We start from the raw sequence: 25,589 nt of genomic DNA on the forward strand, positions 1-25,589 counted from the left end.
CCGAGAGCTCTCCGCGGATTACCGGTCATAGCCGCGACCTCTATCGGCGCGTTCCTGTTCCAAGCGCCGGACCTGCTCCGGGGCGCTCGCCTCATGATCCTGGATGTGCTCGGAGGACTTTATGAGAGAGGCGAGCCATCGATCCATCGCGCCGGCCGCTTTCGCGGCACGCCTGGCCAACTGTGTGGGAAGCGGAATATCGGCGCCCGGACGGGCTTCGTCCCGGGCCGCCCGTTCGGCTTTCCGGGTTTGGCGGTCAGCTTGTTGCTCACTACGAAGCCGACTCCAACGCTCGCCATGACGCGCTTCACGCTCACGCACCGAGCTGCGGTCGAGGCGCCCCAGACCTTCCAGCGCCGACCTCTTCTCGCCCGACCGCCGGTCGAGCTTGTCGACGAGGCGCTTCTCGTCCTCGGTCCACAGCTTGACGCCGAACCGCGCACGCGTGATCGCCGTATAATAGTTCTGGCCGGTGACGAGCGGTGAGTTGACCGGCGCGAGGACGTAGACCCGGTCGTAGGTCTTGGACTGAGCCGAGTAGACGGTCTCGGCGTAGCCGTGATCCCAGCTCTTATGCTCGCTGAGGTCTATCTGCTGGACTCTACCATCCGAATCCCAGCGGATCGTCGCCATGGCGCCGCTGAGTGCCTGAACCGTCCCGCGCTCGGCATTACGAATCCCAAGATCATGGTTGACGAGCCGCCACTGGATGCGGTCGCCCTGCGCGAGATCGCGCTGTTCGGACCGGAACACGTTGACCTGCGATGCGCGCCCGAGCCGCGGGTCCCAGCTGATCGTCCGGCCGTGCTCATCGACAAGTTGAACAACCTGCCGCCCACCGGGTCCGCGTGCGATACCGAGCACGCGATACTCGGCATCGTTCATGATCCCCAGCCCGGCGTTGGCGCGCGAAAAGGTGACCACCTGCCCGCCCGAGTAGAAACGCGCGAACTGCTTTTCCTGCGGGGTCATGCCGGCCGGCGTCAGCACCTCGAGCCGGCTATCTTCCGCGGCGACGACACCCTCGGCCTTGAGCGCCTTGCGCACCTCGGCATTGACGATCAGCCGGGTGGCATTTTCCAGAACGAGAATGTTGGTATGGGCACGGTTCTCGGGTTTGAGCCGCGTCCATTCGTGAACCAGTTCCTTGGCGAGATCGTTGGCGTTGCTGCCGCTGACCACCCGATCAAGACTGGCGAGCGACGCCGCGTATTCACCGGACCGAGCGTGAGTCACCGCCGCCTTCATCGAGCGCGTTTCCTGCCGCACCGATTCGGTCAGGATCGCCTTCGACAGCCCGAGCTGCTGCATCAGCCAGAATGGCTTGCCCTGTTCGATGGCGCCGGTCTGCTTGTTGTCGCCGAGCAGGATCAGCCGGGCTCCGGTGACCCGACTCAGTTCCAGCATGCGGAGCGCTTGGCGGTTGCCGAGCTGGCCGGCCTCGTCGAGGACGAGCACATGGCTGTCGTCGAGGTCCCGGCCGCCGGTGGCGAGCAAGCTCGCGACGGTACGCGATGGGATACCCGCAGTCAGGCCAAGGTTGGCAGCGGCCGAGGAGGTCGGCGCCAGTGCGACCAGCTCCAAGTCATCGCCCGCCGCTTCGCGCAATGCCCGGACCAATGTCGATTTACCCGCACCTGCGACGCCATGCACGCCAAGCACACGGTCGACCGATGTACCGAGATGGATGAGCGCGGCTTGCTGGGCCGGAGTGAGCCCGGCGTCCGCGCTCGCCTCCTGCAGCCGCTCGGGCGAGGCCAAAGGTTTCGCATCGTTGAGCGCCAGCGCGAGATGCTCCGACAGCGCCAGTTCGAGCCGTGCCGTGCGACGCGATGTGCGACCGCGCGTGAGAACGGCGTCGCCGGTCTGTTCGCGCGTCTCGAGCAGCTTTCGCCGCGCAAGGTGGGTCTCGGCAAGCGGTCGGATATCCTCGAGACGGACTTCACCCAAATGCGATGACAGCCCAAGACGCAGCATTTGTCCAAGATTACTGACAGCCTCGCGGCCTTCCGCCTGGCGAATCCCGAACAGCATCGCGCGCGCCGAAGTAGCGGGGTCAGGCACGATCACCTGACCTGCCTGACTCGACGCCCGGTCCCGAACGGCGTCCAGCCCCTCTAGGTGATTGGCAGCTCGCCCGGTCCAGCGGGATTGCAGCGATTCGACGCCGAGTTTCTCCTTCGCGCCGCGGGTTTCGTAGAAGGAGACGCGCCGAGCCGCTTGCCCCGTCAGCCCATGCTCGGTCGCGTGCGCGTCGATCTGTTCGGCCCGCTGCGACATCTGCGTGATGAGGTCTCGGGGAACGCCCGCGATCTCGAACAGACCGGAGCGCGGATCGCGATCGACGCCATAGCCCAGTTCCCGCAACCCATGCGCCAGGTCGTTGCGATAGACCTGCCCGGCGGTCATCTGCTCGGCATACATTGCACGAGTCTCGAGGCTCGCCATCGGCGCATGCGCTTCCCGATTTGTCATGTTCAGCACGACGACATGGGTGTGGAGATGCGGATCGAGCTCGCGCGAAGCGTGCTCAGTGAAGCGCGCGAACAGGAGGCGGCCGGTCGTCTCATGCACGATCTCGCCCGCCATCCGATGGCGCAGCATCGCATGCTCCTCGAGATAGGTTAGCGCCGTGCCGACCGCACGCTCATGAGCCTGAGCGATGCGATCGTCGCCCATGACCAGCGCCATGATCGAGACCGATTTCGGCGCGCTGACCGCAAAATCCCAGCCCGGTTGGTGCTCGATCGCGCCATCCTTGCCATGACGTCCGAGTTGCTGATCGCCGATCTTGCCAGCAAGCAACTGCTGGAACTGCACCCGATCGACGGTCCCTTGCAGCCCTAGTTCAGCCGCAAGTGCGCCGCCCCATTCTGACCCTTCGCCGGCGCCTTTCGTGTAATAATCTCCGACCGAGTAATAGCGGGCAATATTGGCAGCGGTGCCCTTGAGGCGGCGGGGATGGATCATGCCGGCCTCGCCGGGCCGCGCGCCCCACCCTGCCGCCCATGCTGCCGCAGCCGGAACCCGTTTGAACTGCCGTGGAGCATGAGCAGCGGGGCCGGCGCTGGATCGCTATCCGGCGCCGCAGGCACCGCGGTTGCTTCGGCTGCGCAGTCATCAGGAAGGTCGCGAGGCTCGGCGGCTTCGACCGTCGCGCGCTCTTCCAGCGGAAGCTCGGGGCCCTGCGCTGTGTTCGAACGGCGTCGTATTCGGCGCTTGGGTTGGACAGCCGGGGTCGGTACGGATGCGGGTTCGGGCGGCACCTCCTTCAGGTGGAGCCGAACCGGCGGATCAACCCGCTCTTCGAACGCCGCCGCGATCGACGGCATGGCATGATAGACGTCCTGGAAGCGGACCACCGGAAGGTTGCGACCGAACCGGAGATAGCCGGTGAGGTTCGGGAGATTGGTGACCTCTGTGTGGAGCACCAGCGGGCGCGTCACCTGCATCCGGGAAAGGTTCACCCCGTCCCGCATATCGTTCACGCCATAGGACATGCCCTCATTGGCTTCGATCTGTTCGACCTGGCCCAGATTCTCGCTGACATGCTTGGCGGTGGGGGTGTCGTTGGCGCGAAGCGCCACCCAGGTCGAGCAATAGCCTGTAATCGCGGCCGCATCCTGAATGCCGTAAGTCGCTTCGAGCTGCGGATAGCTCTGGAATCCGAGGATGCCGCAGCCGCCATATTTGCGCGCCCGGGCGAGGAAGTCGGACAGCGACGGCAACTTCTGCAAGCTCGGCAACTCGTCGATCACGCAATAGAGACGCCGGTTGCGGTCGGCGGACAGGCTCATGATCGCCGAGATTGCGATATCGAGCCAGACCGTGATCAGCGGACGAAGCGAGGGCAGCTGGTCCGCCTTCACCGTGACGAACAGCCAGCTGTCGTCCTTCTCGTTCGCCACCCAGTCGCGGATCGAGAAGCCGTCCTCGGTATCGTCGAGATAGGAGAAGCTGCGCATGACCGAAGCAAGCTCGGCCTGGATGCCGGCCGAGGTTCGCTCGCCTTCCAGGCTGATGAACGCCGCCGCCTCGGTTCCCTGCGCGAACGAAGCGAGGTCCTTGAGCTTGGATCGTACGAGCGTGTCGAGCAGGACCGAGACCAGCGTGCGCTCCTGCCGGGCGAGCTTGCGCAGCACCGCGACCAGCGTGCCGCGAGCGGACTTCGCCCAGAACGGGTCCCCCAATTTGTCGGGGATCGTCGACTCCGCGATCTGGTCGTACTGATACTCATGGGGCACATCGACCCACGGGATCCAGCGGTCGGACCGCAGGTCGAGCGGGTTCAGCATCACATCGATGCCCGGGCGGTAGAATTTCTCGACGAAGGTCCCGGCCGTGTCATAGACGATCGCCCGGCGGCGGTTTTCGCGGATGCCGGCGAGCATCTTCACGATGATGTTGGTCTTGCCGGTTCCAGGCGCACCGCAGATCAGGATATGCTCCGGCTCGAAGCTCTCGGGCACTGCCACGCCGCCGATCGCGAAGCTGCCGCGCGCATAGCGCCACAGCGCCCGGCGGACCTGCCGCGCGCTGCCGAACCGGGCGCCGCGCAGGAACTGGTTAGAGCCGAGCCCCCGCCCCATGCGCGTAAAATAGAACCAGGCCCAAGCCAGCATCGCGAGGGTGAAAACGCCGGCGATCATAGCCCCACGCAGGAGATTGGCTTCGAACCGCCGCAGGGTCCTGCGGGCGAGGTTCGACTTGAGCAACAGCTCCGGGTTGGTCCAGTAGCGCTGGCCGGTCGGCGTCTCGAACAGGATCGGTGCGGCGTTGCCGGGCACCGCGTCGCCCATAACCGCGGCCTGGCCGAGCTTGACGAGCACGAACCGCTCATAGGGCGTCGACTTCTCGAACGCGTACCAGCCCGTGCCCATCACCCAGATGACCAGGCCGGCCAGCATGGTCTGGTAAAAGACCTGGGTCGTCATGCGGACATTGTGGACGATCGCCTGCCCGCCCCGGGTCCAAGAGCCGAGCGTGTCGTTGCGGAAGATGCTCATCGGTCGTTCTCGCCGAGCAGGCCGCGCTCGGCGAGCAACACGCGGGCTCGACCGATCGCCTTGTGGGGGAGGTCGGGCGACAGATGGAGCGCGGCCTCGGAGAGGAGGGCGAATATCTGGATGGCGATCGCAAGGATCTCGTCATTGCTGCTGAAGGGGTATTTGCTACCCGGCGTGGCGGCCTCGTCGAGGACCGGCTGCAGGAATTTGGACAGGCTGAGATTGGCGCCATAGGCGCGCAGCCGCAGCTTGCGATGAAGCTCTTCATCCATCCGGATCGACACCACGGGCATAGCAGTCTCCGTCTTGAGCTGCCCGCCTTGGCGTTGACCTTAGTACCCGCACGTCGATCCCCGCGCACCGGTCAGGGCGCTGAAATGCCGGTCTGGCACCTACGGCGCACACAAGGTGGCCGATGACAGCGTCATCGGGACGCCGATGACACTGTCATCGGCATACGACCGACGTGTCGGACATGATTATATCCTTCCGGCACCGCATGTTGCGCGGGGACTACCCAAATCAGCGTATGACATGTCGGACACTTTGGCGTTTCAACAGACTACAAGTAGTTGCCAGTAACTATCTGTAGAATATGCGGCATATTCCGCAGCACCCGTGCGTACGGTGCTACAAACGCCCTCGGGCGTGCGTCCTGTCTTCGCAGCGCCTTGCTGCGCTGCGCAGCCTCGTGCCGGAAGGCGCGGGGCTCCCCGAAGGGGTGCTTCAATGAGACGCCGGCGACAGCCGGCCCTCCCTCATCGGGCCATTGCGGACCCTCCCTCATCATGCGAAACAGACCCTGGCGGGCAGACGATCCAGAAGGAGATCGCAATGCCCTCGAAGTCCGACCGTGAGAAACTTGCCGAACTCGACAAGCGCCAGCGCGCGCTCGCCGAGGAAGCCGAGACCGTGCGCCGAACCCTGCGCGCAAGATATGGTGCGATGCTCACCGACCTCCCCGTCGAGCGGATCAGCGAGAGGGAGTTTCGCGACCTGATCGGCCAGGCGATCCGCACCGGCGGCAGCCCAGCCATCGCCGCGCTCAAGGCACTCCCTCCCGCGTCTGCCTGACGCATAAGCCGCCCCGAAGGGGCGTCCCTGCGACGAGCACGGCGGAGCCGCGCGCAGGAGGCCTGCATCCCCCACCCGGGGGATGCAGCATCGCCCCGCGACGGGCCCCGCAGGGGTCCCTGAGCGGGGCGACCTCCACCCTCACAAAAAAGAAAACCGGTCCGGGAAAATCCCGAACCGGTCCCCTTGCTCTCACGCCGCCTGACGCCTCTGTCCCGCCAGCCGGAAGAACTGCGCCGGAACACCCGCCGCCCGCACCAGCCGCGCCAGATGCGACTGCAACCCGGACCCTTCGCACACCAGTGCTTCCACGGGCCTCAGTCCCAGCAGTTGCTCGTTGCGCGCGAACCCGGCGCGTTGCCCGAGCTTGCGGTTGAGCGTGAACGCGATCAGCGGCGTGCCCGTTTGCGCGGCCCAGGCAGCGGCAATCGCATCGCAACCCTTGTTCTGCGCAGTGGTCGCCAGCACAAGTCCCGGGATGCGCGCCTTGACCGAGTCCAGCGCCGCGGTGAGCTGGCGGTGATCCTCCCATACCTGCCCCCCGGAGAAGATCACCACTGGCCCTTGCGGCGCATGCGCCTCGGCCCGGCGCTGGCGCCGCGCGGCGAGGAAGTCGGCGGCTGCTACCACCGACGCCGTGCGCTTGCTCGACACCAGCGACCCGCGCGGCGCTGACCAGGGCCGCCCGGTCTCGGCATGGTAAGTGGCTGCGGCGTGATCCCGCATGCAAGCTGCCGCATCCACCGCTTCGTCGAGTGAGTGGCAGAGCAGCTGCGCCTCCTCCAGCTCGGCCATCATCACCTCACTGCCATCGGCATCGCGGATCAACTCCTTGATCCGCGACGCCGCCTTGTCGGCCTCGCCCTCCAGCTGCCCCGCGACCCGATGGAAGCTGTGCACGATCCCCCAGGCGAACCGGTCGGCAAGGCTCTCCAGCCGCGTGTCGCGCAGTACGTCGAACAGCGTGCGAACCACCATCTCGGTCGCAAGCTCGACCTCGCGCGGGTCGGGCATTCCCGCATCGGTGACATCCGTCCCGGCATCGATCCGGAACCCGTCAATGGTCTCGCTGAACGCCGCGGCGAACCCGTCGCTCGGCGCCGCGGTCTCCGCCGCAATGAGGTCGGCGATCTCGGTGAAGCTGCGGATGGAACGTACAATTTTGGTCATTTGAACCTCCTTCTAGAAGAGGTCATTTTTCCGGCACGGGCGCCGAGCGGCGGGGTCAAGGATCGGGCGCAGCCCGACCGCGTGAGCGGCGGTGGGGGTCACGATTTTCTCTGGCGGCCACGACGCTCGCGGCAATGCCCACCGGCCCGATCCGCCAGTGAAAATGGTGGGGCCCCGCCGTCCTTGAGGCCGGCGCGTCCCCGTGCCACCCTAAGACGACTTGAGAGAAGAGAAGAGGCTGGTCTGGCGGGGGCTCGATGCCCCCGTCAGACCATCGGCCCCAGGCGAAACACCCGCCCCAAATGACGACAGGCTCCCGCTCGCGCGGAAACCTGTTGCGACGAATCGTTGCCGAACTCAACGAATCACATTGCCGGAACGGCGATGTTCTCCCAAACCTGAGTGCGACGGCTAGGTCGCCGCCACGCGTAACAGGGGTGTTTGCGTGACCATCGAACTGGATGCGCTGGCGCATAGCGCCTCGCGCGTGATTCTCGCTTCGCCACGGAACCTGTTCCGGGCCTTTGTCGATCCCGAGATGCTCGCCTCATGGCGCGCACCGGAAGGCATGACCGCGACCCTCGCTGCATTCGATCCGCGGCCGGGCGGCGGCTATCGCATGGTGCTGCGCTATCCCGAGCCGGGCCTGGGCAAGACCAGCTCCGACAGCGACGTGGTCGAGGTTCGATTCGCCGAGCTGGCCGCCGAGGAACGGATCGTCGAGCTGGTCACCTTCACCTCCGACGATCCCGCGTTCGACGGCGAGATGCGCCTCACGACCAGCTTCGCACCGGTGGCGGACGGCACGAAGGTAATCATGGTCGCCGACCATGTCCCGCCCGGCATAGAGCAAGCCGATCATGAAGCCGGAATGGCGAGTTCGCTGCGCAAGCTCGCCCTTCTCACCGAATAATCATCCGCCGCATATCGAACGTCAGGTCCGCAAACCTAAGGTTGCCATGGATTGACAAGGGATATGCCGCAATCGGTGAAGTCGCGGATGTTGCGGGTCGCCAATGTCGCCCCTCGCGAACGCGTGATCGCCGCGATCTGGGCATCGAACTGACTGATTGGTCTACCCTGAGATCGTCGGTCCGCGGCAATTGTCGCGAAGAAAGACGCTGCCACCTCGTCGAACGTCAGGCTCTGGCCAGCAAAGTCCTCATTCAGGATCGAACTCGCAAGTGCGTCCAGTGCGTCGCGCCGCTGTCCCGCTGCGAGAATTGCGATGCCGAACCTGATTTCTGCGTGCGTGACGGTGGTGATGAACAGCGAGGTGCTTGGCTGGCCTCGCAGCCAGTCAAGCACTTCAGGCGCGGGCATCGGGCGCAACAGTTCCGACACCACATTGGTGTCGACGACGATCATGAGAAATCGACCGGTTCCCGCATCGGCTCACGCGGAACTTCCGCGAGATCGACGCCGCCGACGCTTGCGACACGGGCGCGGATGCGGTCGACAATATGGGTGGTCCGGCCCGACCCTGCCGACAGCGCAGCACGAAGAATATCGCGCGCTTCATCCTCCATCGAACGGCCATGGCGCGCCGCCTGAACGCGCAACCGCGACTTCAGCGCGTCATCGATATTGCGGATCGTCATGCTCGCCATGCCAGCCTCCTTTCCTCTCATATTAATCATTGATTGCATATCAATCAATGATGAACGCCAGGCTACGCCGGGCCTTCTCACCGAATAGTCATCCCGGCGGCGCGGGCGCCTCCAGCCGCGATCCGCCAGGCGGCACATAGGCCTCATAGGGATTGCCGTTATGGAGATGGCCGAATGGGGTCATCACATAATCATTGCCCTGCAGCGACACGGCACAAAGCACATATCGCGGTTCGCCGGTCACGGCATCCATGCACTCCATCAGCGACAGATCGCCATTGGCGGCGGCGCACATCATCGTCCGGAAGTTGCGGATATAGGCGTCGGGAATTGCTATCTCAGGTCTCCCGTCAGGCCGCGCGGCGCGAGCGCGGCAGCGCCGCCGCTTCGGTGCCCTGATCCGCCTTCCTGAAAGCGTGGATCGGCACATCGGCCTGCCGCAGCAGCTGGTAGAGATTGGCCTGAAGCCCCGACCCCTCGCACAGCACCGCCTCGACCGGCTTCAGCTCCGCCAGCTTGCGGTTGCGCGTGAACGCGACCTTCTTGCCGGTGCCATAGAGCCCATAGGCGACCACCGGCACATTGGTGCCGGGCCGCGCTGCCCAGGCCGCCGCGATCGCATCGACGCCCTTGCGCTGGCCGGTCGTGACCAGGGTCATGTGCGGCACCCGCGCCTTGATCTGGTCGAGCCGCGCCCAGAGCGCCTCCCAGTCATGCCATTGCGCCGGACCCGACACGACCACGATCGGTCCCTGCGGCGAGTGCCGCTCGCGCTGCGCCAGCGCGCGGGCGCGCAGGAAATCCTGCGCCGCGATCTGGCTCGCCGACGAGGCCGAGGACGCCCGCGTTCCGCGTGTCGGCGACCAGGGCCAGCCAGAACAGGCGCGGTACATCTCCGCGGCATAGTCGCGCATACACTCGATCGCCTCGCGCTGCTCGGCGAGCGACTGGCAGAGCAGCTGCTTCACCTCGACCTCGAGCGTGTAGATTTCGCTCAAATCGGGCACACGGGCAAGATCGCCCAGTTCCAGTGCGACCCCTTCCTCACGACGCTCGAGCTTGCCCGCGACGAAATGGAAGGAGTTCACGAACCCCCAGGCGATCTCCGCAGCGAGGGGCTCAAGCCGCGTGCCGGTGAACAGGTCGAAGATCGTGGCGACGATCCCCGCGCAATCCGCTTGCGCGGCGATCGGCTCGGGCATCTCATGCTCGCCGGGCGCCTCGCCCGGCTCGACGATCGACAGGGCCAACGGCTCGCCAAAGGCGGCCTGGAACTCCGGAGTGGCGATGGCTTCGGCGTAAAGCTCTTTCAGGTCGGCGAAGCGGCCGACGCTTTGGGTCTGGCGGGACATGATCCTTCTCCTCGAACGCAATGCGAAAAGTGGCTGGGACGAAAAATGGGCCGGGGACGGCAAGCGCCCCCGGCCCGGTCAGCGCCGTTCAGAACGGCACCTGGTCCTCCAGATCGGCGCCGGCGCCCATCAGCTCGCCTTCGCGACCGGCAGTGCTTTCGCCGAAACCGCCCTGGCCCTGGCCATCACCCGCCTCGTCCGAACGACCGCTGCGGACCGAGGGGCCGAAGTCGTCGCGCCGCTGCGGACGCCGCCACGCGACGCGATAGCCTTCCTCGACCGTGCCGAAGAGCGCGATCGGCAACGGTTCGGCCAGACTCGGATCGTCGATCGAACCCTGGAGGAACACCTCGCCGGTGGTGTGCCTGGCCTCAGCCTGCCATAGCGCACCGACCTGCACCCAGCGATTGCCGACATTGAGCGCGAGGATCTCGAAGGCCGGTGCCCGCTCGTTCCTGCTCTCGACGGGGCGCAGCCCCAGCTGCGGGAGGTCAATCGTGCGGGTCGCGATCTTGCCCATCAGACGGCCGTTCTTCTCCTTGAATTCACCGATGTTCATGACTCATTCCTTTGACGTTTGCCGCCTCGGCCAATCCGAAGCGACACCCGCAAAGACCCCTCTCTTCTCTATGGCGGACGCCTCGCCCGGAGCGCGCCGGCCAAGGCCGAAGCGCGACATCGCAGCGCGCAAAGTCGTACCGCCGGGCGGAAGCCGGGGCGGCCGTGCCGGAGGCACGGCGGCGGATGGTGGGAGGCGCCTTCCTTCCCGTTCGGGCGCGTCCTGCTGCAGCTTTTCACCAGATCCGGCATGCCAACGCGGAAGTCCCGCGCTGCACGACCCGGCGGCACACACCGCCTCCCCGCCTCCCCTCCAGACCTACGCAAGCGCGCGCCACGGGCAAATTCAGGCGGCCTGAACGATGGCATGGACCGGCTCGGCGCAAGAAAGGCGCCCGAGCAGCTCGCGATCGATCTCGAGGTCAGCGCCGCCGAACTCGAACGCCTCCCGCCAAGAGCCCCGCCGCTCCAACTGACCCCGCCCCGCGCTCTTCCCTTCCGGAAGCGGACCGTTACCCGACAGGGCCGAGATCCGGCGCAGCCGGAGCTCGGTCGGAGCGAAGCGGAGATAGGGCCGCGGTGCCCGCAGAGCGGGCATCCGCCAAACACCCCGCCCTCCCCAGCACCGGCCAGCCCGAAGCTGGCGCCCCCTGCCCATTGCTCAACGCAAGATCGGCGCGAGCAGGAACATCAACCACCGGACAAAAGGCCAAATTCGCGTTTTTGCTAACGGCGCTTGCGGTACGTCAGCAGGATCAAGGACACGGCCAGCACCTGGACGGCAAGGAGAGTGCCCTGGACCGCCTGCACGGCCCGCGTGAAAAACAGCACAGCTGAGAGGGCCAGCAGCGCAGCAGAGACAAGGGTGACGATGACCGCCAGCCTCCGCTCCGAGGGACGAACGAACGTTCCGGTGCCGATCCAGAAGAAAATGAGCGGCGGCACGCTGACCAGCATGCCGATGATCGCAGCCAGGAACTGCACAGAATAACCCTCCAGCGCCGAGCGTAGCCGGTCAGAACAGGTCTGCAACAGCCCGATACCGTCGCGGCCGCACCATGACAGGCACCGATCAATGCCAACCAGGATTGTGCGGCAGATGAGTCAGCGAACGGCGGAAACGTCAACCCGCACTCAAGCGGCGGCGCGGTCCAGGCCGGCATTGAACCGCGCGATCCAGTCGGCGACCGGTTCCCGCGAACCGATGTCGAGCTTCGCAGCCGCGCATTGAAAGGCGAGCAACTCGGCCGGCGCCTCGACGATGATGCGGTCAACCTCCGACTCGGACAACAGCCCCTGCTCACGGATGAAGGCCGTCATCGAACCAGGCCGGGGTTCGGCGCCCCCACGGCCGAGCACCCGCGAGCGCCACAACCCCTCCACGCTGCGCAGCCGCGGCGCAGCGCGCGCCTCGACCAGCACGATCAGCCGTAGATAATGAGGCGGCAGCGCCCGAACCTCGTCCGGCTTCATCGCCACGCAGAAGAAGCAGGAGGATTTGACCGGCACCGGCAGCCCCTCGCGCACGATCCGGCGCGCGCAGTCGTGCCTCGTCCAGCCCCATTCGCGCAACGGATAGCGAAACGCATAGCGCGGATCGTCTTGACCCTCACGCTGCGCATAGCGGCGATTGTCGGCGGGCGAACAATCATAGCCGATCAGCTTCTCCACGCGCTCGCCGCGCGCCCAGGCCAGTTGAGCCGGCCGCCTGCTCTCGGTCCAGCGGTCCTGCGGCGCGATCTTCCATTTCTGCGAGCAACTGTGCCGCCCGAAGCTGATCGAGGGCAAAGTGCCATTGGTCAGCAGATTCTCGAGCAGGCTGGCATAAGGCGGCCAATGCTTGAACCGCTTGGGCAAATAGCGAACGACATGGTTTTCGACGCCCTGACGATCCAGCGAGGCCCTGAACAGCGGCACAAAGGCATCGGTCTCAGGCCGCTCGCTTCCGGTATCGGCCATCAGCACCACGTCCGGCGCCTCGCCCCGCGCGACCAGCTCGATGATCATCGCGGTCGAGTCGACGCCAGCGCCCCACGCCGCGATCGTTGGCGCCCGCGCAAAAGCCGGCATCACAGCACCCGCGCCATGAGATCGCCGGACGCCACTGGCGGCGTCTCGGTAATCCGGACCGGCTGCAAGGGATCGCCTGTCCGCACGACGAACTGGTCCCTGCCGGTCTGACGGCGCAGCCGCGTCGCCACGGCATAGGCATGTTCGAACGAAGCAAGGCGCGCTCGCAATGGCGATAGCTGTTGCATTGAACTTTCCCGTTCAGGCTTGGCGGGATCAGCGAGACGCGTCATCGACCGCATGAGCGATCGCCACCAGGGCGTCGGCCAGATGCTGTTCGACCTCGGCAGCCGGAATGTTGAGACCCCGGGCGATGTCGGAGATTTCCAGACCGATCACACCGTGCAGCCGGAAGACGGTCCTTGTCCGGTCGGGCAATGCGTCGAGCGCAGCGCGCACGCGCGCAGCCTTTTCATCCTGCTGCATCGCATGATCCCTCTTGTTGGGTGAACCGCCAATCGGCAGCGAACAGACTTGGTCCGTCGTCGAACGATGCCGGTCTCTCGACGTCGGCCCGGCCGACGTCGAGAACAGCATCACCACGGAAACACGGGCAACGCGGCGCATTCTGGACCGTCGCAGTCCAAGAGCACATAGCCGCAGCCATGCTTCCGGCCGAAGGCGAGGATGGCGTGAAGCTCGGGCGGCACATCAGCGCCGCATTCGACCTCATGGGTCGGCAGGAACCACCCACCAGGCGTCGCGGACACCGCCAGGGGCTGGTCGGCGGCCGTCAGCAGAGCCCAGTCACTCAGACGCTGCGCCGTGGCACAGCGCACATGCATCGTACCGATCACGACAAATTTGCCGATCGGCATGATGTTCACCTCCAAATGACAATGTCCGCGACGCGGAAAATGACGGCCGCAGATGCAGCCACGCCGGCGTCAGTTGGCGCGCTCCAGCAACTTTCGGGCCCTGCCCTCAAGGTCGAGCCGGTCATCCTGGTGTGCCTTCCCGCGCGCGACCGCGGTGACGCCTTGCACGAAGTCATAGAGCGACTCGGGCGCATGGCCTTCCTCGGCCAGCACGGTCGCAATCACCTTCCCGGCGTCGGCTTTCGAGAATCCGCGATTGCGCAGGAACGCTGAGCGATCTTCATCGGTGCGGGCCACGATGCGTTCGCGCGCCGTCTTGATCCCGCTGATGAACTGGGCAGGCGAGGAGTCCGCGAAGTGCGCCAACGCGGGCTCGGCCTGATGCGCGAACCGGTTCGCGGCGAACTTCGAGTGACGAATATTGATCTCCTCGAAATTCTCGACGCCCCACAAATTGCGGTTCATGCAGACCGCCCGGAGGTAGAAGGTGGCGATGCCGAGCGTCTTCGACCCCACCTCCGAATTCCAGCAATAGAAGCCGCGGAAGTAGAGATCAGGATCGCCATTGGGAAGCTTGCCCGCCTCGATCGGATGGGTGTCGTCGACGAGGAAGAGGAACACGTCGCGGTCGGATGCATAGAGCGTCGTCGTATCGCGCGAGACATAGACATGCGGGTTATAGTGCATCGTGCTCCAGTCGAGCACGCCCGGCACCTTCCACCGGGTGTCGCCAGTGCCGTTGCCGGCAATGCGCATGACCGCCGCGACCAGTTCATGATCCCAGATGCGGCCATAGTCCGGGCCGGTCACAGCCCGCAGTTCGGCGCGGCCATCGCTGGTTTCGAGAAGCTTCACCTGCTCGCCACGATGCGCGATGAGGCCATGCTGCATGTTGATCCCGGCAAGCGCCGCCGGGAGTGTCCGAAGGTAGGACGCCGGCGCGCCGACGAGACTGCAGAGCTGGCCAAACGACCAATTCGTCGGCGCCACAGGCTCCGCGCGGTCGGGAACGTGCAATGTCAGCCGCTCGGGATCGTCGCTGCGAGCTTCGACCCGAACCGCGCGGCTCTCCACCACCCGGGTCGTCGCACCCTCGGCGCGGCTGCGGACCCGGTCATAGAGGCTGTCGAGCGAGAGGAAGCGCTCATCGTCCGGACGCGAAAACCATTCCGAGGACACACGGCTCACATTTTGTCCGCGGCTGATATCGACCTTGTACGGCGCCGAGACAGGGCGTCCGACGGGAGCGAGCATGTTCATGAGGGATCTCCTGGATGTCGTGAGATCCAAAGCCGGACCTCGCAACTCCCTGCCCCCTCCTCTTTGACCGCCCCGGCATCCGTCGCGCGACGTAGAGATGTCAGCGCAAGCCGCAGTCGAGTACACTCATCAGCGCGGTTCGCGTCGTCTCGATCTCGACGTATTCAGCGAAATGGCGTACCAGCCGCCTCCCAAAACCGCCTAAATAGCAAGGGTGGTGAGCCAGATACAGGCAATGCCGAACGGCCTCAGCCAGCTCTTTCGATATCCGTCTGCGCGAAATCATTGCCGACAAAGAGCAGCGGACATCCCCGCTCCCTGGCAAGATCATAGGCAAAGCAATCGCCGAAATTCAGCGCGGCGCGGTGGATTCCCTTTCCCCAGCGCGCATGGATCTCGGCAACGCGCAGCGCGGTGGCAGATGTGACATCGACGATCTCGAAACCAAGCCCGTCGATCAAACGCCTGACCTCCGGCTCGACGTTGCGCCGCCCCGCGACGATCAATGCCTCCGCAACGGTTGCGGCGGAAATCACGATATCGTCTTCGGCCTCGAGCACGTCGATGCAGGAGGCGGCATCAGGCTCGTCGAGAACGATCGTCATCAGCGCCGAGGTATCGATAGCGTTCAAGAGGGCAATCCATCCTCGCCATACAGAAAGTCCTGGCTATGGGCCGCGTCAGGCCCGGACGCAGCCTTGGCCGCGCCGGATTTGCGAACCGCATCGAGCAACTCTCGCCGCGCCGTCCCGCTTGCGACCTTTCTGACCGGCACTAGCCGAACTGCGGCCTGGCCATCGCGCGTAAGGATAACTTCGTCGCCAGCCTCGGCACGGCGGACGAGTTCGGAAAGCTGGCCCTGTGCATCGCTGACGGACACCTGCATCGCTGCACCTCATCTAAGCACGATGAAATTGGACCATTTGAAGGCCCAAGTCAGTATTTTGCCGGCGCGTCGCAGCGCCTGCTCAAGGCCCGAAAGTTCTACAGCATGATCGAACGCCACCTCGATCGCACTCGGCGCTAGGGCTGAGCTGGAAGTCAGCCATGTCGCCCGGTCTTGCGGCGCTTGAACGCGGCGAAGTCGAATGGAGCCGGTTCGCCGCTCTGTTCACCTTCGATGAGCGCGCTGCGGATCGTCTCGGTTTCGGACCTTCGTTCATTCTCAAGTCGAATTGGATCGCGGATCGCTTCGCTGTCATTAGTGTCCTGACCAGCCTGGATTTGCGCGGAAATCCACGCATCCTGCTGATCGGTCAATGTGATCGTCTTGCGATCGGTGCCCATCCCGCGCTCCTCTATTCGGAGATGTTCATAGCAATAGGTGCGATGTTGCGAACATTCATGAAACCACAACCTCATGTTCGATAGGTCCCGCTGCTCGCGTTCACGCACCGCCAGCTTCGGGCCGCGCCGAGGGCTGCGCTGAGACAAAGCAGGATTCATCGAAGGTCTGCAACGTCTCGCGGGACACAACTTTCGCGTCGTGAGCACCACTCATCATTTCGTGGACCGCTTCAGCGATGATGCTCCGAAAGCCGATGTCGTAAGTCTGCTCGGTCATGGTCGATCTCATTCAATGTGCCTGTAACGCCGGTCCAGGCCCAGTGGCTAGGCCGTCCCATGCTTGACATAGGGCTGCCCGGTGATGGTGATCTCGGTACGCGGCGGCACGAGGCTCGCGACAGCGTCATAGCTGCTCGCCGCCGTGCCATCATGGGCAAAGGCGGGCGGCATGATCGCGATGCAACGCCCGCCGTGGGACAGCCGTGCCAGCGCGGAGCGCAAATGACGTGCGCCGGCATGCCGGTCCCGACCGCGGCCCTCGCTGCGCGAAAAGGGCGGATTGATCAAAACCACGGAAGGCTGGATCTCGGTGCCGAGCAGATCGTCGATAAATTCTGCATCATGCGACGTGACTGGCTCGCCGAGAGCGCGCTCCAGCAGCGCCGCGCGATGCGGATCGCGCTCGTTCAGCATCAGGCGAGCGCCAGCAACGCGCGCATGGACCGCGAGCATGCTCGTCCCTGCCGAAGGCTCGAGCACGAGATCGGAGGTCTGCATGGCCGCGGCGCGCGCGGCGAGCCACGCGAGCGGCATCGGCGTCGAGAATTGCTGCAGGTCGACCTGCCGCTCGCTGCGATAGCTCTGGGTCGGAAGTGCCCGGCACTCTGCCTCGATCGAGGCGAGCATGGCATAGGCATTTCCAACCGGGTCCGTGTCCTGGCGCAGCATTGCGAGTACTTGCGCCACCTCAAGCGCGTCATAAGCGTCGCGCATGCTCCAGGCGCCAGACGCGTCGCCAGCGCCGAACAGTTCGGTCATGAGACGCGTCAAAACGCGGCGTGATACGCCTTGGCGTTTGACGATCCGTTCCGCCAGCAAGCCGGCAATTTGGCCGAGCAGGCAAGGCTTGGAGTCAACGGGATCGAGCTGCGCATCAATGTCGGAATCGATGGCGGCAAGGAGCGGATAGGACATGAGGAGCCTCCGGAGCTAGGACGAAGGCCGTCGGCCTTCAGCTATAGCTCCCTCCCTCCCCTTTCCGCTGGGCTGGCGGTCATTTCACAAGGGACGATCAGACGCTCGCCGAGATCAGACAGCGATCTTCGGCTCGATTGATCCAGCTCGGTTGGTCCTAAGGCACGGTCTCGAGATCGGTCTGACGAAACTCATCATCGGTCGCGAGGATGGGAACGCGATAGAATTTCGCGCAGGCATAGTGGAGGCAGTCGCCCAGATTGAGACCAAAACGTCCGGCACGAAACCGGTGGGCGGCAGATAGCGCCAGTTTCGTGGTCTCGACTGCCGGTGGCATGTCTCGCAGCTCGATTCCGCGCTCATCCAGAAATTCAAGGATGATCGCCCCGGTCGTTTCGACCGACGCGCCGAACTTTTCGGGCCGGGCCAGACCGATTGCCGCCTCCAGCACGGCGATCGAAGAGGTGAACGCCAGACTCGCAGCCTCGATCGCATCCGAAACGCGCTGCGCTTCCTTCTCGTCCGAAAGAATTGCGATGATGGCGCAGGCGTCGAGATACATCAGCGCTCGTCCCACATCTCGTCAAAGACCTTACGGGGAAGCGGTTTCCGGGCAGCTGCGGTCGACGCGATGCCATGCTCCTGCAAAAGGCGTGCAGCCGTCTCGCGAGGGGATTCGCTCCGGCAACGCCGCTGGATAGCCTCTCTCATCGCGATGACGATCGCATCAGTGATCCCCACGCCCGCAATCCCTGCGAACTTGCGCGTCAGCGCGTCCGCTTCCGCGTTGTTGACGTTTATCGCCATTTTAGCCTCATGTAGATTCTACTTCATCAAAATGTAGATAGATCGCCCGATTGTGCAAGCTCTGGTGGGCAGATCACATCCGCCCCTCCTGTGGCGCGTAGTCCAAGCCATGGTTGCTCGGCATGGCATTGTAGCTGGGCCGGGCAAAAGCCCGGCCCAGCCTCATCCCGACGAGGTTCAGGCCGCCTGCGACAGCGCGTCCGCCGCCTCATGCGCGCTGGCAGCGGCCGGCTCCGCGACCTCGGCCAGCGCTTCGCCGTCCGCAACCGTATCGTCGACCTGCTCCGCGTCAATCTCCGCCTCACCGAAGCGCATCGCGGCGGGAAGCCACGCAAGCGCCCGCGCCTTGACGTCGGCCTCGGCAATCACCTGCCCCGCAAACAGCTTCTCGGCCGATGCCACAAGATCGAACTTGCGAGACGCGGCATAGCGGCTCTTGAGCTCCATGCCGCCAATCTCCTCGAACAGCTTCAGGATGCCGGGCTTGGTGATCCGGTCGAAGAAATTGCGCGCGGTCGGGCGCCACCATGCTGCGACATCGATCCCGAGCTTGCGGCCGAGATGACTGAGGAACGAGCTTCCGGCCGTACCGTCGGGCACGGCGTGAAGCGTGCGAGCGACGGCCCAACCGAGCCAGGCGGCCCGCTCGGCCTGATCCAGTGCGCAAAAGGCGTCGTACCGGTCTTCGACTTCCTTATGGCTGATCCACGACCGGTTGAGACTTTCGTCGAGCTTCGCCCAGGCTTCCGCGGCCGGCGCGCCGCTTTCAAAGCCATGGACTCGCGCGCTGGGGGAATTCGCGCGAAGCTCGCTCGGCATCCCGTAATTGCTGGTCAACCGGGTCGCGTTGTCGACCATGATGAAAGTGCCGAGATCGAGCGCGAAATGCGGGTCGCTGGCGACATGCACCGCGAGCAGTTCGGTCTTCATCATCGCGAGTTCGTCGCACAGCTTCTGGCTGTACTTGACCTGCTCGAGTTCCTCGACGTCATCGGCGGGATCAGCTTCACCCTCGGTCTCGCCGGCATCGTCGTCCGCCGGGTCGGCTTCGACCGGCTGTGCGTAGAGCTGCTCGTGAATCCGGGGCTGTCCGTCCGAGCCGATCACGACATAGGCGATCGCCGCAGCGCGTTGCTCGTCGCTGATGGTGTGGCCGGTATCGCCGATCGCCTCGAGTTCCGTCTCGAGCGCTTCGATCCGCTCGGTCTGCTCTTCGGAATATTCCTCGGCTTCCTCGGCCGCCGCCTCGATCGCGGTCAGCTCCGCCTCGATCGCGGACTTGCGAGCCTTGGCTTCATCGCTGAGCGGCACGGGCTCGCCATAGACTCGTCCGAGATTGCAGGTCTCCATATAGGGAACGTGCAGCGCGGAAACGGTGCGAACCTCGGCAAAGCCTTCGCGTTCCCGCAAGGCTGTAGCTGCAACCTGCAGCGCGTCATGGGCGAGACGATCGACGATCTCACCGTCGAGCCAGATTTCACTCGCCGCGTCGGTGAAGAGATCGCCATCGATGCGGCCGCCGGCATCCTCATAGGCTTCGCGCCCCACCAGCAGCGCCTTGGGATCGCTGCCCTTGTAGCCACCATCCACCAGCATGCGGCGGATTTCGAGAATATTGCTCGAATGGTAGTTGCCGCTGAGCCGCTCGAACACGCTCGTCTGGCGCGCGGTATCCGAGGTGCTGGCATAGGCGATCGCGACATCGAGCGTGATCGACCCCTCGCGCAACGCCTCGAACACCGGCTCGGCGAGATTGGCGAGCCGCAGGCGGCCGCGTACGAAGCGCTCGGTCAAGCCGAAGCGCTTGGCGACCTCGGCCGGCGTCTTGTGCTCGATGTCGATGATGTCCTGGAACGCCCGGCAGGCGTCGGCGGGATTCATCTCGAGATTGAAGAAATTCTCGGAGAAGCTGATCTCGATCGAGTCCTTCGCATCCTTGAGCACCAGGACCGGGATTTCATAGTCGGCCGGGAAAATGCTCGCCGCCATGTTGGCATGGACGCCGTCGAGCCGGCGCCCGCCGGCGAGGATGCGATAGTGGCCTTTCTTCCGGGCTACCGGCACGCCACCAGATTTTGGATCAGGCCATTGGCGGCGATATTGGCGGCGAGCTGCGCATCGGCCACCGGGTCGGAAGATTTGCGAACATTGGACAGCGACTTTTCGCAATTGGCCGCCTTGACGAAAATGATGTTGGACATGGGGTTCAACTCCAGCGCGGGGCGACCTGACCCTCAGGCCGCAAACCGCGCAGAGTCTCTTCCCCCTCCCTCCCTTGCCCGAAGGACGTCGTTCCAGTCCTTGAGGCCAAACCATGGCCAGATCGTCTCGATCTCGAACCCGCGGGCGTCATACGCCTCCCGCGCCCGCTGTTCGCCAAGCCTGCCGCCAAAATCGGCGTCCGGCAGCAGGATCAGCCGCCGGACCCTGTTCGGGATCGCGATGTGCGGCATGCGCTCGCTGCCGAGGGTTGCCCAGACCGGGATGCCGAGCAGCACCGCGGCTGAAAGCGCGGATTCGACGCCCTCCGCGAGACCGAGTTCCTCGCCCGCCTCCGCGAGCATCACGGCCCCGGCCAACGGCCGGCCGAGCGTCAGCTTTGGCTTGGGAAGGTCGAGCGCAAGTTTGGGTCGGCTCGGATGGAGGAACAGCCGTTGGATGGCCACCACGCGATTGGCCTCATGCACCGCCGCGATTACGGCAGGCCGGAATCGTGCCGCTCGTCCCTGCCCGAGCGGAGTGGCGGAATGGTATCGCAGCGAGGGCGACAGCTCGGCGATCCCTCGGCTTCGAAAATACGCTTGACCGCGTGACCCTTGGAGAGGCTGTGCATCGTGCCAGATTGCCCGGGCATTCGCGGAGTAGTCCCGGCTCGGCGCCACAGCCGTTGACGCTCCCTGACCGACGGCAACTGGCACGGCCAGCCGCTTGCCGCGTAGCGCCCGCAGCACATCGGCGGTCTCACAGCCAGCGAAGCATTTGAACAGGAGGCTCCGCTTTCCGACCCTGACCGACAGGCTCGGCGTTCGGTCGTCATGGGCGGGACAGCGGCACATCGCGCCGTGCGGTCGCCAAAGGCCGCCATTGCGTTCGACGATTTCACGTGCCGCAGTTTCGAGATCGATCGTCGGGGAATTGGCAGCCATCGCGTGCTCCTTCCCTTCGCCAACCCACCCTTCCCTTCGGCGTTAATCGCGCAAGATTGGCCGCCATGCAGCGCGACCTTCGCGCTGCTCAATAGCGGATGAAATCCAAGGTACATCCAGATAGCGCATTGCTTGTGGACGCCCGAAGAGCTTCGAGAAATCGGCAGTCAGTTTGCGTACCGTCGGTATCCAGTGATGGTCCCATGGCGCGGCCTTGGTTTCGACGAACGGAACGAACTCTGTGAGCACGACCTGCAAGCAGTCAGGTCAGCAGCCGAGTTGCGGTTCCATGCGCTTTGATCAGCTTTGCGGCTCTTTTGTCGAAGGAGACGAAGGTGTCGCCCCCGAGCCATTGGCCGTCGAAGGCGATCACGCCGTCCGCGAAATCCCCGCCGGCATCGAGGACAGCGAGGCCCGCTTCGACCGTCGGCCGGTTAGCAACGACGTTGCGCATTTCGAGGATCCGGCGGATCGCAATGGAAATTTCCGGCTTTGCGACCTGATAGCTTCTCTCCAGCACCCAAGCGAATTCGCAGAGTACATGAGCGCTGACGGCGACCAGCTCAGCCCTTTCCAGTGCCTCGGCCGCCGTCCGTTGCTGCGCCTCGTCGTCTCCAACGATGAGACGCAAGAGCACATTGGTATCAACGCTGATCTTCACTTGCGCTCGATTCCGGCAATTCCAGCCTCAGCGCCAGCATCAGCGATAGCGTCGTTGAGCTCCTCGATTGAGAGACGCGCGCCGTTAGCTTTGCCTTTCAGCATGCCGCTCAACTCTCGCCACGAGCCTTTGCCCTGGTCGGCCTTCAGTTCCGCCCGCCCATCTGGTAGCAGGTCGAGCCTGATCTTGCCGCCGGGCTGGATCCCAAGGTGCTTAAGCACGTCCTTCCGGAACGTGACCTGCCCGCGCGTTGTGACCGTCAATGTCGCCATGGTGTGTACTCCAAATCACTTAGATTGTAATGCTAAACTGCATTATTTTCAAGCGGCGGTTTAACGCGTAGCCTGCGCTCGAACGAGAGAAACAATACTCAAACCATGCACTTTAGCCCGCAACTGCTGGACTAGTACCCAGCGCCGCTGAAAATCAGCGCTTAGCTACGGGCGTCGAGCGTTCGGGAATTGGCAGCCACCGCATGCTCCTTCCCTTCACAATCCACCCTTCCCTTCGGCGATATTCGCGCAAGATTGGCAGCAAATCCGCAGCGCTTAAAAGACAGAATATGTTATCTTTTTTCCGATCCTTGGAGAGGAGGCCTAGAGCGAGATCAGACGAGGCAAACCAGTGCAAAAGAATCTATATAATCAAATCAATGCCTTCCTCGACGTCCGAGAGCCGGAGGAACTTCAGGAGCGTCTTGAAGCCGCTACGCGCGACCTTGGATTCGAGCATTTTGCGATGGGACATCACGTCGATTTGCGCGGTTCGCCCGAAGATGCGCTGCGTCTGACCAACTATCATCCAGATTGGATCGAAAAATCCCTCGCCGAGCGCTACTATTCGAATGACCCGATCCATCGCGCCAGCACCCGCACCGCGACCGGCTTTTTCTGGTCGCAGGTCGAATCGATGATCCGGCTGAGCGACCGGGACCGCAAGATCCTCGAACTCGCCAGGCAATTTGGTCTCGGGGAGGGCTTCACAGTGCCCGTCCATGTGCCCGGCGAGTATCGCGGTACCTGCTCCTTCGGTGCCCAATCGCTCGAGCGCCTGACCCGGGACGCGCTTCCCCTGGCGACGATGATCTCGACCTATGCATTCGAAGCCGGTCGGCGCTTGCTGCGGCGTCATGGCACCGACCCACTCGCCACCGGCGTTCCTGTCCTCACCGACCGGCAGCGCGACGCGCTGGTGCTGATCGCGCGTGGTAAGGGCGATGCCGAGATCGCCGAGCTACTCGGCATCTCCCGCCCGACCGCACATGAGCATGTCGAGAACGTCCGCCGGCTTTACGGCAATGCACAGCGCCCATTCCTGATCGTGCGGGCGCTGTTCGACGGACAGATTTCCTACGAAGAGGTCTTTCGCCGCTAGGCAACCCTCTACCTAGCGGGTGTCAGGCAGGTCCGCACTCGTACAACTGAGCTTCCGCCACAGCGCGGGAGCAAGAGATGATCCAGATTTTCAACGGGTGCCAGCCGGCAGGCAGCTGCCCAATCCTCGACGATATGCACCGGGTGCGCAAACGCGTGTTCGTCGATATCCTCAAATGGAATGTACCGGTCATCGCCGGCCAGTATGAGCGCGACGAGTTCGATACGCGCGACGCGACCTATCTGGTCAGCGCCGATGCGGATGGCGTCCATCTCGGTTCGTTCCGTCTGCTGCGGACCGACCGGCCACACCTGCTCGGTGACCGCTTCGCATTTCTATGCGACGGCGCCGTGCCGGCCGGTCCCGACATCCTCGAAATCACCCGCGGCTGTCTCTCGCCCGATCTTCGTGCCGCCGAACGGCTTCGCCTTCGCAACCGTCTGATCAGCGCCGCGATCGACTATGGGCTCGCGCATGGGATCACCGCGTTCACCTGCGTGGCGGATTCGGGGTGGCTTGGCCAGATCCTCGCCATGGGATGGGATTGCCGGCTGCTCGGCACGCCCCAGATGATCGACGGCGTTGCGACCGGCGCGGTGCAGATCCAGCTCGATGCCGACACGCCACGAATTCTCGCCGAGACGGGCACTTACAACCCGTCCGGGCTGACGATCGTCGACAAGGCGGAGGCGCTGGCAGCATGAATATGGCAGCCACGGCTTCGGCCGCACCGCAAGCCGCAACTTCGGCGGCGGATATCCACCTCCAGCAGCTCCTGGACGAGGGCTATTGCATCATCCCGGAAGCGACTTCGCCTCGCGCTGTCCAGTCGCTCAGCGAAGATCTCGCGCGGCCCTTTGCCGAGACGCCCTGCTCGCAGGGACCGTTCTACGGCTCCTGGACCAAGCGCTTTCACGGGCTGCTCGGCCGGTCAGGTCATATGGACGCGTTCGTCCGCAACCCGCTCATTCTCTCGATCGTCGAGCAAATCCTGGCGCCGGGATACGAGTGCATTCAGCTCAACCTCACCCAGGCGATCGAGATCCTGCCGGGCGGAAAGATGCAGCCGCCGCATCGCGATCAGGACATGTGGCCAGTTCGCCAGCCGGGCCTCGAATATCTGGTCAACGTGATGTGGCCGTTCACCCCATACAGCGCGGACAATGGCGCGACGATCGTCTGGCCGGGCAGCCACAAGCGGCAGGACGAGATTGTGCTCGATCCCCAAGATGCAATCGCCGCGGAGATGGCGCCGGGTGCAGCGCTTCTGTTCCTCGGATCAACGCTGCACGCTGGCGGCGCGAACCACACCGCACACTCGCGGCGCGGTATGATCGTGAGCTACAGCCTCGGCTGGCTGAAACCCTATGAGCTTCCCTGGCTCGCCTATCCCCCGGAACTGGCGCGCACATTTCCGCGGGGACTTGCCGAACTTGCGGGCTACCGTTCGCATCGTCCCAATCTCGGTACCTATGAGGGGCGTTGCGCCTCCGACCTTCTTGAGACCGGCCGGCGGCGGAAGGGCGCGGTCGACGCCCTCCGACCCGAACACGAGGCGCTGATCGAGCGCTTCTACGCCGGCGAATTCGGTTTAGGGGCGGATGGCGAAGCATCGGGCATCAGGGTCTGAGCATGCCCGAGCAACGCGGCAGCGATCTGCCGGAGATCGCGCAGCTTGCCAGAAGGATGCACCGGGTGATCGGCGGCGTCCTCGGCATGGAACTCTATTCGGCGCCCGCCTGGGACATGCTGCTCGATCTATATCTGCGGGACGAGCGCAAGCCGATCTCGCTCACCAGCCTGTGCGGGGCGTCCACGACGGCGCCTCGCACGGGTCTCAATACGATCAACCGCATGGTCGCGCGGGGCCTGCTCGTCCGTTCACCCGACCCCGATGATGGCCGACGCATCCATGTACGGCTGTCGGAAGACACGACGGCGATGCTCGACACGTGCTTTGCCGAGCTGCGGACCCTATTGCGGTAGCGGCCGCAATTGCGGCCTCACATCGGCTTGCACCCCAGGCCGATGTGAGGCACAATTTCACGACGAGACGGATTTTGCCGGCGGCCGTTCTCTGCAACTTGCCTGCCTGGCATCACGAGCGCTGAACCAGAAGGTTCGCCGCAAGCATTGGCTTCCCTGTCCGGCATCCGAGGGATGCTGCGCTCGTGTTTTCATGGTCGATCGACGATTCCAGGC

At 64.4% G+C, this 25,589-nt stretch carries 33 protein-coding genes; 6 read left to right on the forward strand and 27 right to left on the reverse strand.

Annotated elements, in window-relative coordinates; genetic code table 11:
- Positions 1–18: 18 nt before the first annotated feature.
- The 3 genes from mobF to M9978_RS12700 are packed head-to-tail and all read right to left on the reverse strand — an operon-like array spanning position 19 to position 5,299.
- The gene (gene mobF / locus M9978_RS12690) at positions 19–2,970 is read right to left on the reverse strand and encodes a MobF family relaxase (protein WP_254293745.1); all 2,952 of its coding nucleotides are present in this window, start codon (positions 2,968–2,970) and stop codon (positions 19–21) included.
- Positions 2,967–5,006: a type IV secretion system DNA-binding domain-containing protein gene (locus M9978_RS12695; RefSeq protein ID WP_254293748.1), complete on the reverse strand. Its 2,040-nt coding sequence runs from the start codon at positions 5,004–5,006 to the stop codon at positions 2,967–2,969. The genes mobF and M9978_RS12695 overlap by 4 nt, the downstream gene beginning before the upstream one ends.
- Positions 5,003–5,299: a CopG family transcriptional regulator gene (locus M9978_RS12700; protein ID WP_254293751.1), complete on the reverse strand. Its 297-nt coding sequence runs from the start codon at positions 5,297–5,299 to the stop codon at positions 5,003–5,005. The genes M9978_RS12695 and M9978_RS12700 overlap by 4 nt, the downstream gene beginning before the upstream one ends.
- Positions 5,300–5,840: 541 nt before the next feature.
- Here M9978_RS12700 and M9978_RS12705 point away from each other — a divergent pair.
- Positions 5,841–6,080, forward strand: a complete 240-nt coding sequence (locus M9978_RS12705; RefSeq protein WP_254293753.1) for a hypothetical protein — start codon at positions 5,841–5,843, stop codon at positions 6,078–6,080.
- A gap of 192 nt (positions 6,081–6,272) precedes the next feature.
- Here the strand turns inward: M9978_RS12705 and M9978_RS12710 are convergent, their stop codons facing one another.
- Positions 6,273–7,250, reverse strand: coding sequence for a DUF2493 domain-containing protein (locus M9978_RS12710; RefSeq protein WP_254293754.1), 978 nt, complete (start codon positions 7,248–7,250; stop codon positions 6,273–6,275).
- Between the two features lie 445 nt (positions 7,251–7,695).
- On the opposite strand from M9978_RS12710, the gene M9978_RS12715 reads away from it, so the two are divergent.
- Positions 7,696–8,163, forward strand: a complete 468-nt coding sequence (locus tag M9978_RS12715) for an SRPBCC domain-containing protein (RefSeq protein ID WP_254293756.1) — start codon at positions 7,696–7,698, stop codon at positions 8,161–8,163.
- A 35-nt stretch (positions 8,164–8,198) separates the two neighbouring features.
- Here M9978_RS12715 and M9978_RS12720 read toward each other — a convergent pair whose 3' ends face one another.
- From M9978_RS12720 to M9978_RS12830, 23 genes are all read right to left on the reverse strand, one after another.
- Positions 8,199–8,618 carry a type II toxin-antitoxin system VapC family toxin gene (locus M9978_RS12720; protein ID WP_254293758.1) on the reverse strand — a complete coding sequence of 140 codons (420 nt, stop codon included), beginning with the start codon at positions 8,616–8,618 and terminating at the stop codon, positions 8,199–8,201.
- Complete coding sequence (locus M9978_RS12725) at positions 8,615–8,899, reverse strand: FitA-like ribbon-helix-helix domain-containing protein (RefSeq protein WP_254293981.1); 285 nt, start codon at positions 8,897–8,899, stop codon at positions 8,615–8,617. The genes M9978_RS12720 and M9978_RS12725 overlap by 4 nt, the downstream gene beginning before the upstream one ends.
- 49 nt (positions 8,900–8,948) lie before the next feature.
- Positions 8,949–9,197, reverse strand: coding sequence for a DUF6117 family protein (locus M9978_RS23145; RefSeq protein ID WP_367305094.1), 249 nt, complete (start codon positions 9,195–9,197; stop codon positions 8,949–8,951).
- A 13-nt stretch (positions 9,198–9,210) separates the two neighbouring features.
- The gene (locus M9978_RS12735; protein ID WP_254293763.1) at positions 9,211–10,212 is read right to left on the reverse strand and encodes a DUF2493 domain-containing protein; all 1,002 of its coding nucleotides are present in this window, start codon (positions 10,210–10,212) and stop codon (positions 9,211–9,213) included.
- A gap of 88 nt (positions 10,213–10,300) precedes the next feature.
- Positions 10,301–10,771, reverse strand: a complete 471-nt coding sequence (locus M9978_RS12740) for a DUF736 domain-containing protein (protein WP_254293765.1) — start codon at positions 10,769–10,771, stop codon at positions 10,301–10,303.
- 725 nt (positions 10,772–11,496) lie between these two features.
- Positions 11,497–11,754 carry a hypothetical protein gene (locus M9978_RS12745; protein ID WP_254293767.1) on the reverse strand — a complete coding sequence of 86 codons (258 nt, stop codon included), beginning with the start codon at positions 11,752–11,754 and terminating at the stop codon, positions 11,497–11,499.
- Positions 11,755–11,904: 150 nt separating this feature from the next.
- Positions 11,905–12,777 (reverse strand): hypothetical protein, encoded by an 873-nt coding sequence (locus M9978_RS12750; RefSeq protein WP_302053984.1) that lies wholly within the window; start codon positions 12,775–12,777, stop codon positions 11,905–11,907.
- Positions 12,778–12,839: 62 nt separating this feature from the next.
- Complete coding sequence (locus tag M9978_RS12755) at positions 12,840–13,028, reverse strand: hypothetical protein (protein WP_254293771.1); 189 nt, start codon at positions 13,026–13,028, stop codon at positions 12,840–12,842.
- 28 nt (positions 13,029–13,056) lie between these two features.
- Entirely contained in the window at positions 13,057–13,377 is a 321-nt protein-coding gene (locus M9978_RS12760; RefSeq protein WP_254293773.1) for an RNA polymerase sigma factor, read from the reverse strand.
- Positions 13,377–13,658, reverse strand: a complete 282-nt coding sequence (locus tag M9978_RS12765) for a DUF5983 family protein (RefSeq protein ID WP_254293775.1) — start codon at positions 13,656–13,658, stop codon at positions 13,377–13,379. Before M9978_RS12765 ends, M9978_RS12760 begins: the two co-directional genes overlap by 1 nt.
- A 69-nt stretch (positions 13,659–13,727) precedes the next feature.
- On the reverse strand, positions 13,728–14,918 hold the full coding sequence (locus tag M9978_RS12770; protein WP_254293777.1) for a DUF932 domain-containing protein: 1,191 nt from the start codon (positions 14,916–14,918) through the stop codon (positions 13,728–13,730).
- A gap of 248 nt (positions 14,919–15,166) precedes the next feature.
- Positions 15,167–15,550: a type II toxin-antitoxin system VapC family toxin gene (locus tag M9978_RS12775; RefSeq protein WP_302053985.1), complete on the reverse strand. Its 384-nt coding sequence runs from the start codon at positions 15,548–15,550 to the stop codon at positions 15,167–15,169.
- On the reverse strand, positions 15,547–15,804 hold the full coding sequence (locus M9978_RS12780; protein ID WP_254293780.1) for a type II toxin-antitoxin system Phd/YefM family antitoxin: 258 nt from the start codon (positions 15,802–15,804) through the stop codon (positions 15,547–15,549). Before M9978_RS12780 ends, M9978_RS12775 begins: the two co-directional genes overlap by 4 nt.
- 155 nt (positions 15,805–15,959) lie before the next feature.
- On the reverse strand, positions 15,960–16,205 hold the full coding sequence (locus M9978_RS12785) for a type II toxin-antitoxin system ParD family antitoxin (protein WP_254293782.1): 246 nt from the start codon (positions 16,203–16,205) through the stop codon (positions 15,960–15,962).
- 100 nt (positions 16,206–16,305) lie between these two features.
- On the reverse strand, positions 16,306–16,482 hold the full coding sequence (locus M9978_RS12790) for a hypothetical protein (RefSeq protein WP_254293784.1): 177 nt from the start codon (positions 16,480–16,482) through the stop codon (positions 16,306–16,308).
- 47 nt (positions 16,483–16,529) lie between these two features.
- The gene (locus tag M9978_RS12795) at positions 16,530–17,399 is read right to left on the reverse strand and encodes a hypothetical protein (RefSeq protein ID WP_367305084.1); all 870 of its coding nucleotides are present in this window, start codon (positions 17,397–17,399) and stop codon (positions 16,530–16,532) included.
- Between the two features lie 157 nt (positions 17,400–17,556).
- A complete protein-coding gene (locus M9978_RS12800) occupies positions 17,557–17,961 on the reverse strand; it encodes a type II toxin-antitoxin system VapC family toxin (RefSeq protein WP_254293786.1) in 405 nt (134 codons plus the stop codon).
- The gene (locus tag M9978_RS12805) at positions 17,961–18,206 is read right to left on the reverse strand and encodes a type II toxin-antitoxin system VapB family antitoxin (RefSeq protein WP_254293788.1); all 246 of its coding nucleotides are present in this window, start codon (positions 18,204–18,206) and stop codon (positions 17,961–17,963) included. The genes M9978_RS12800 and M9978_RS12805 overlap by 1 nt, the downstream gene beginning before the upstream one ends.
- Positions 18,207–18,383: 177 nt before the next feature.
- Complete coding sequence (locus tag M9978_RS12810) at positions 18,384–20,270, reverse strand: ParB/RepB/Spo0J family partition protein (protein ID WP_254293790.1); 1,887 nt, start codon at positions 20,268–20,270, stop codon at positions 18,384–18,386.
- Positions 20,261–20,407, reverse strand: coding sequence for a ParB N-terminal domain-containing protein (locus M9978_RS12815; protein ID WP_254293791.1), 147 nt, complete (start codon positions 20,405–20,407; stop codon positions 20,261–20,263). The genes M9978_RS12810 and M9978_RS12815 overlap by 10 nt, the downstream gene beginning before the upstream one ends.
- Before the next feature lie 33 nt (positions 20,408–20,440).
- The gene (locus M9978_RS12820) at positions 20,441–21,352 is read right to left on the reverse strand and encodes a DUF7146 domain-containing protein (protein WP_254293793.1); all 912 of its coding nucleotides are present in this window, start codon (positions 21,350–21,352) and stop codon (positions 20,441–20,443) included.
- Positions 21,353–21,614: 262 nt separating this feature from the next.
- Positions 21,615–22,013: a type II toxin-antitoxin system VapC family toxin gene (locus tag M9978_RS12825; RefSeq protein WP_254293795.1), complete on the reverse strand. Its 399-nt coding sequence runs from the start codon at positions 22,011–22,013 to the stop codon at positions 21,615–21,617.
- Positions 22,010–22,285 carry an AbrB/MazE/SpoVT family DNA-binding domain-containing protein gene (locus M9978_RS12830; RefSeq protein WP_254293797.1) on the reverse strand — a complete coding sequence of 92 codons (276 nt, stop codon included), beginning with the start codon at positions 22,283–22,285 and terminating at the stop codon, positions 22,010–22,012. Before M9978_RS12830 ends, M9978_RS12825 begins: the two co-directional genes overlap by 4 nt.
- Positions 22,286–22,637: 352 nt before the next feature.
- Here M9978_RS12830 and M9978_RS23360 point away from each other — a divergent pair, with 352 nt between their 5' ends.
- From M9978_RS23360 to M9978_RS12850, 4 genes are all read left to right on the forward strand, one after another.
- The gene (locus M9978_RS23360; RefSeq protein WP_254293799.1) at positions 22,638–23,387 is read left to right on the forward strand and encodes a helix-turn-helix transcriptional regulator; all 750 of its coding nucleotides are present in this window, start codon (positions 22,638–22,640) and stop codon (positions 23,385–23,387) included.
- A 77-nt stretch (positions 23,388–23,464) separates the two neighbouring features.
- Positions 23,465–24,091, forward strand: coding sequence for an acyl-homoserine-lactone synthase (locus M9978_RS12840; RefSeq protein WP_254293800.1), 627 nt, complete (start codon positions 23,465–23,467; stop codon positions 24,089–24,091).
- Entirely contained in the window at positions 24,088–25,017 is a 930-nt protein-coding gene (locus M9978_RS12845; protein ID WP_254293802.1) for a phytanoyl-CoA dioxygenase family protein, read from the forward strand. The genes M9978_RS12840 and M9978_RS12845 overlap by 4 nt, the downstream gene beginning before the upstream one ends.
- A 2-nt stretch (positions 25,018–25,019) precedes the next feature.
- Positions 25,020–25,373: a MarR family winged helix-turn-helix transcriptional regulator gene (locus M9978_RS12850; RefSeq protein WP_254293803.1), complete on the forward strand. Its 354-nt coding sequence runs from the start codon at positions 25,020–25,022 to the stop codon at positions 25,371–25,373.
- The last annotated feature ends 216 nt before the right edge of the window (positions 25,374–25,589 follow it).

The sequence above is a fragment of the Sphingomonas tagetis genome, assembly GCF_024211275.1.
Lineage (GTDB): Bacteria > Pseudomonadota > Alphaproteobacteria > Sphingomonadales > Sphingomonadaceae > Sphingomonas > Sphingomonas tagetis.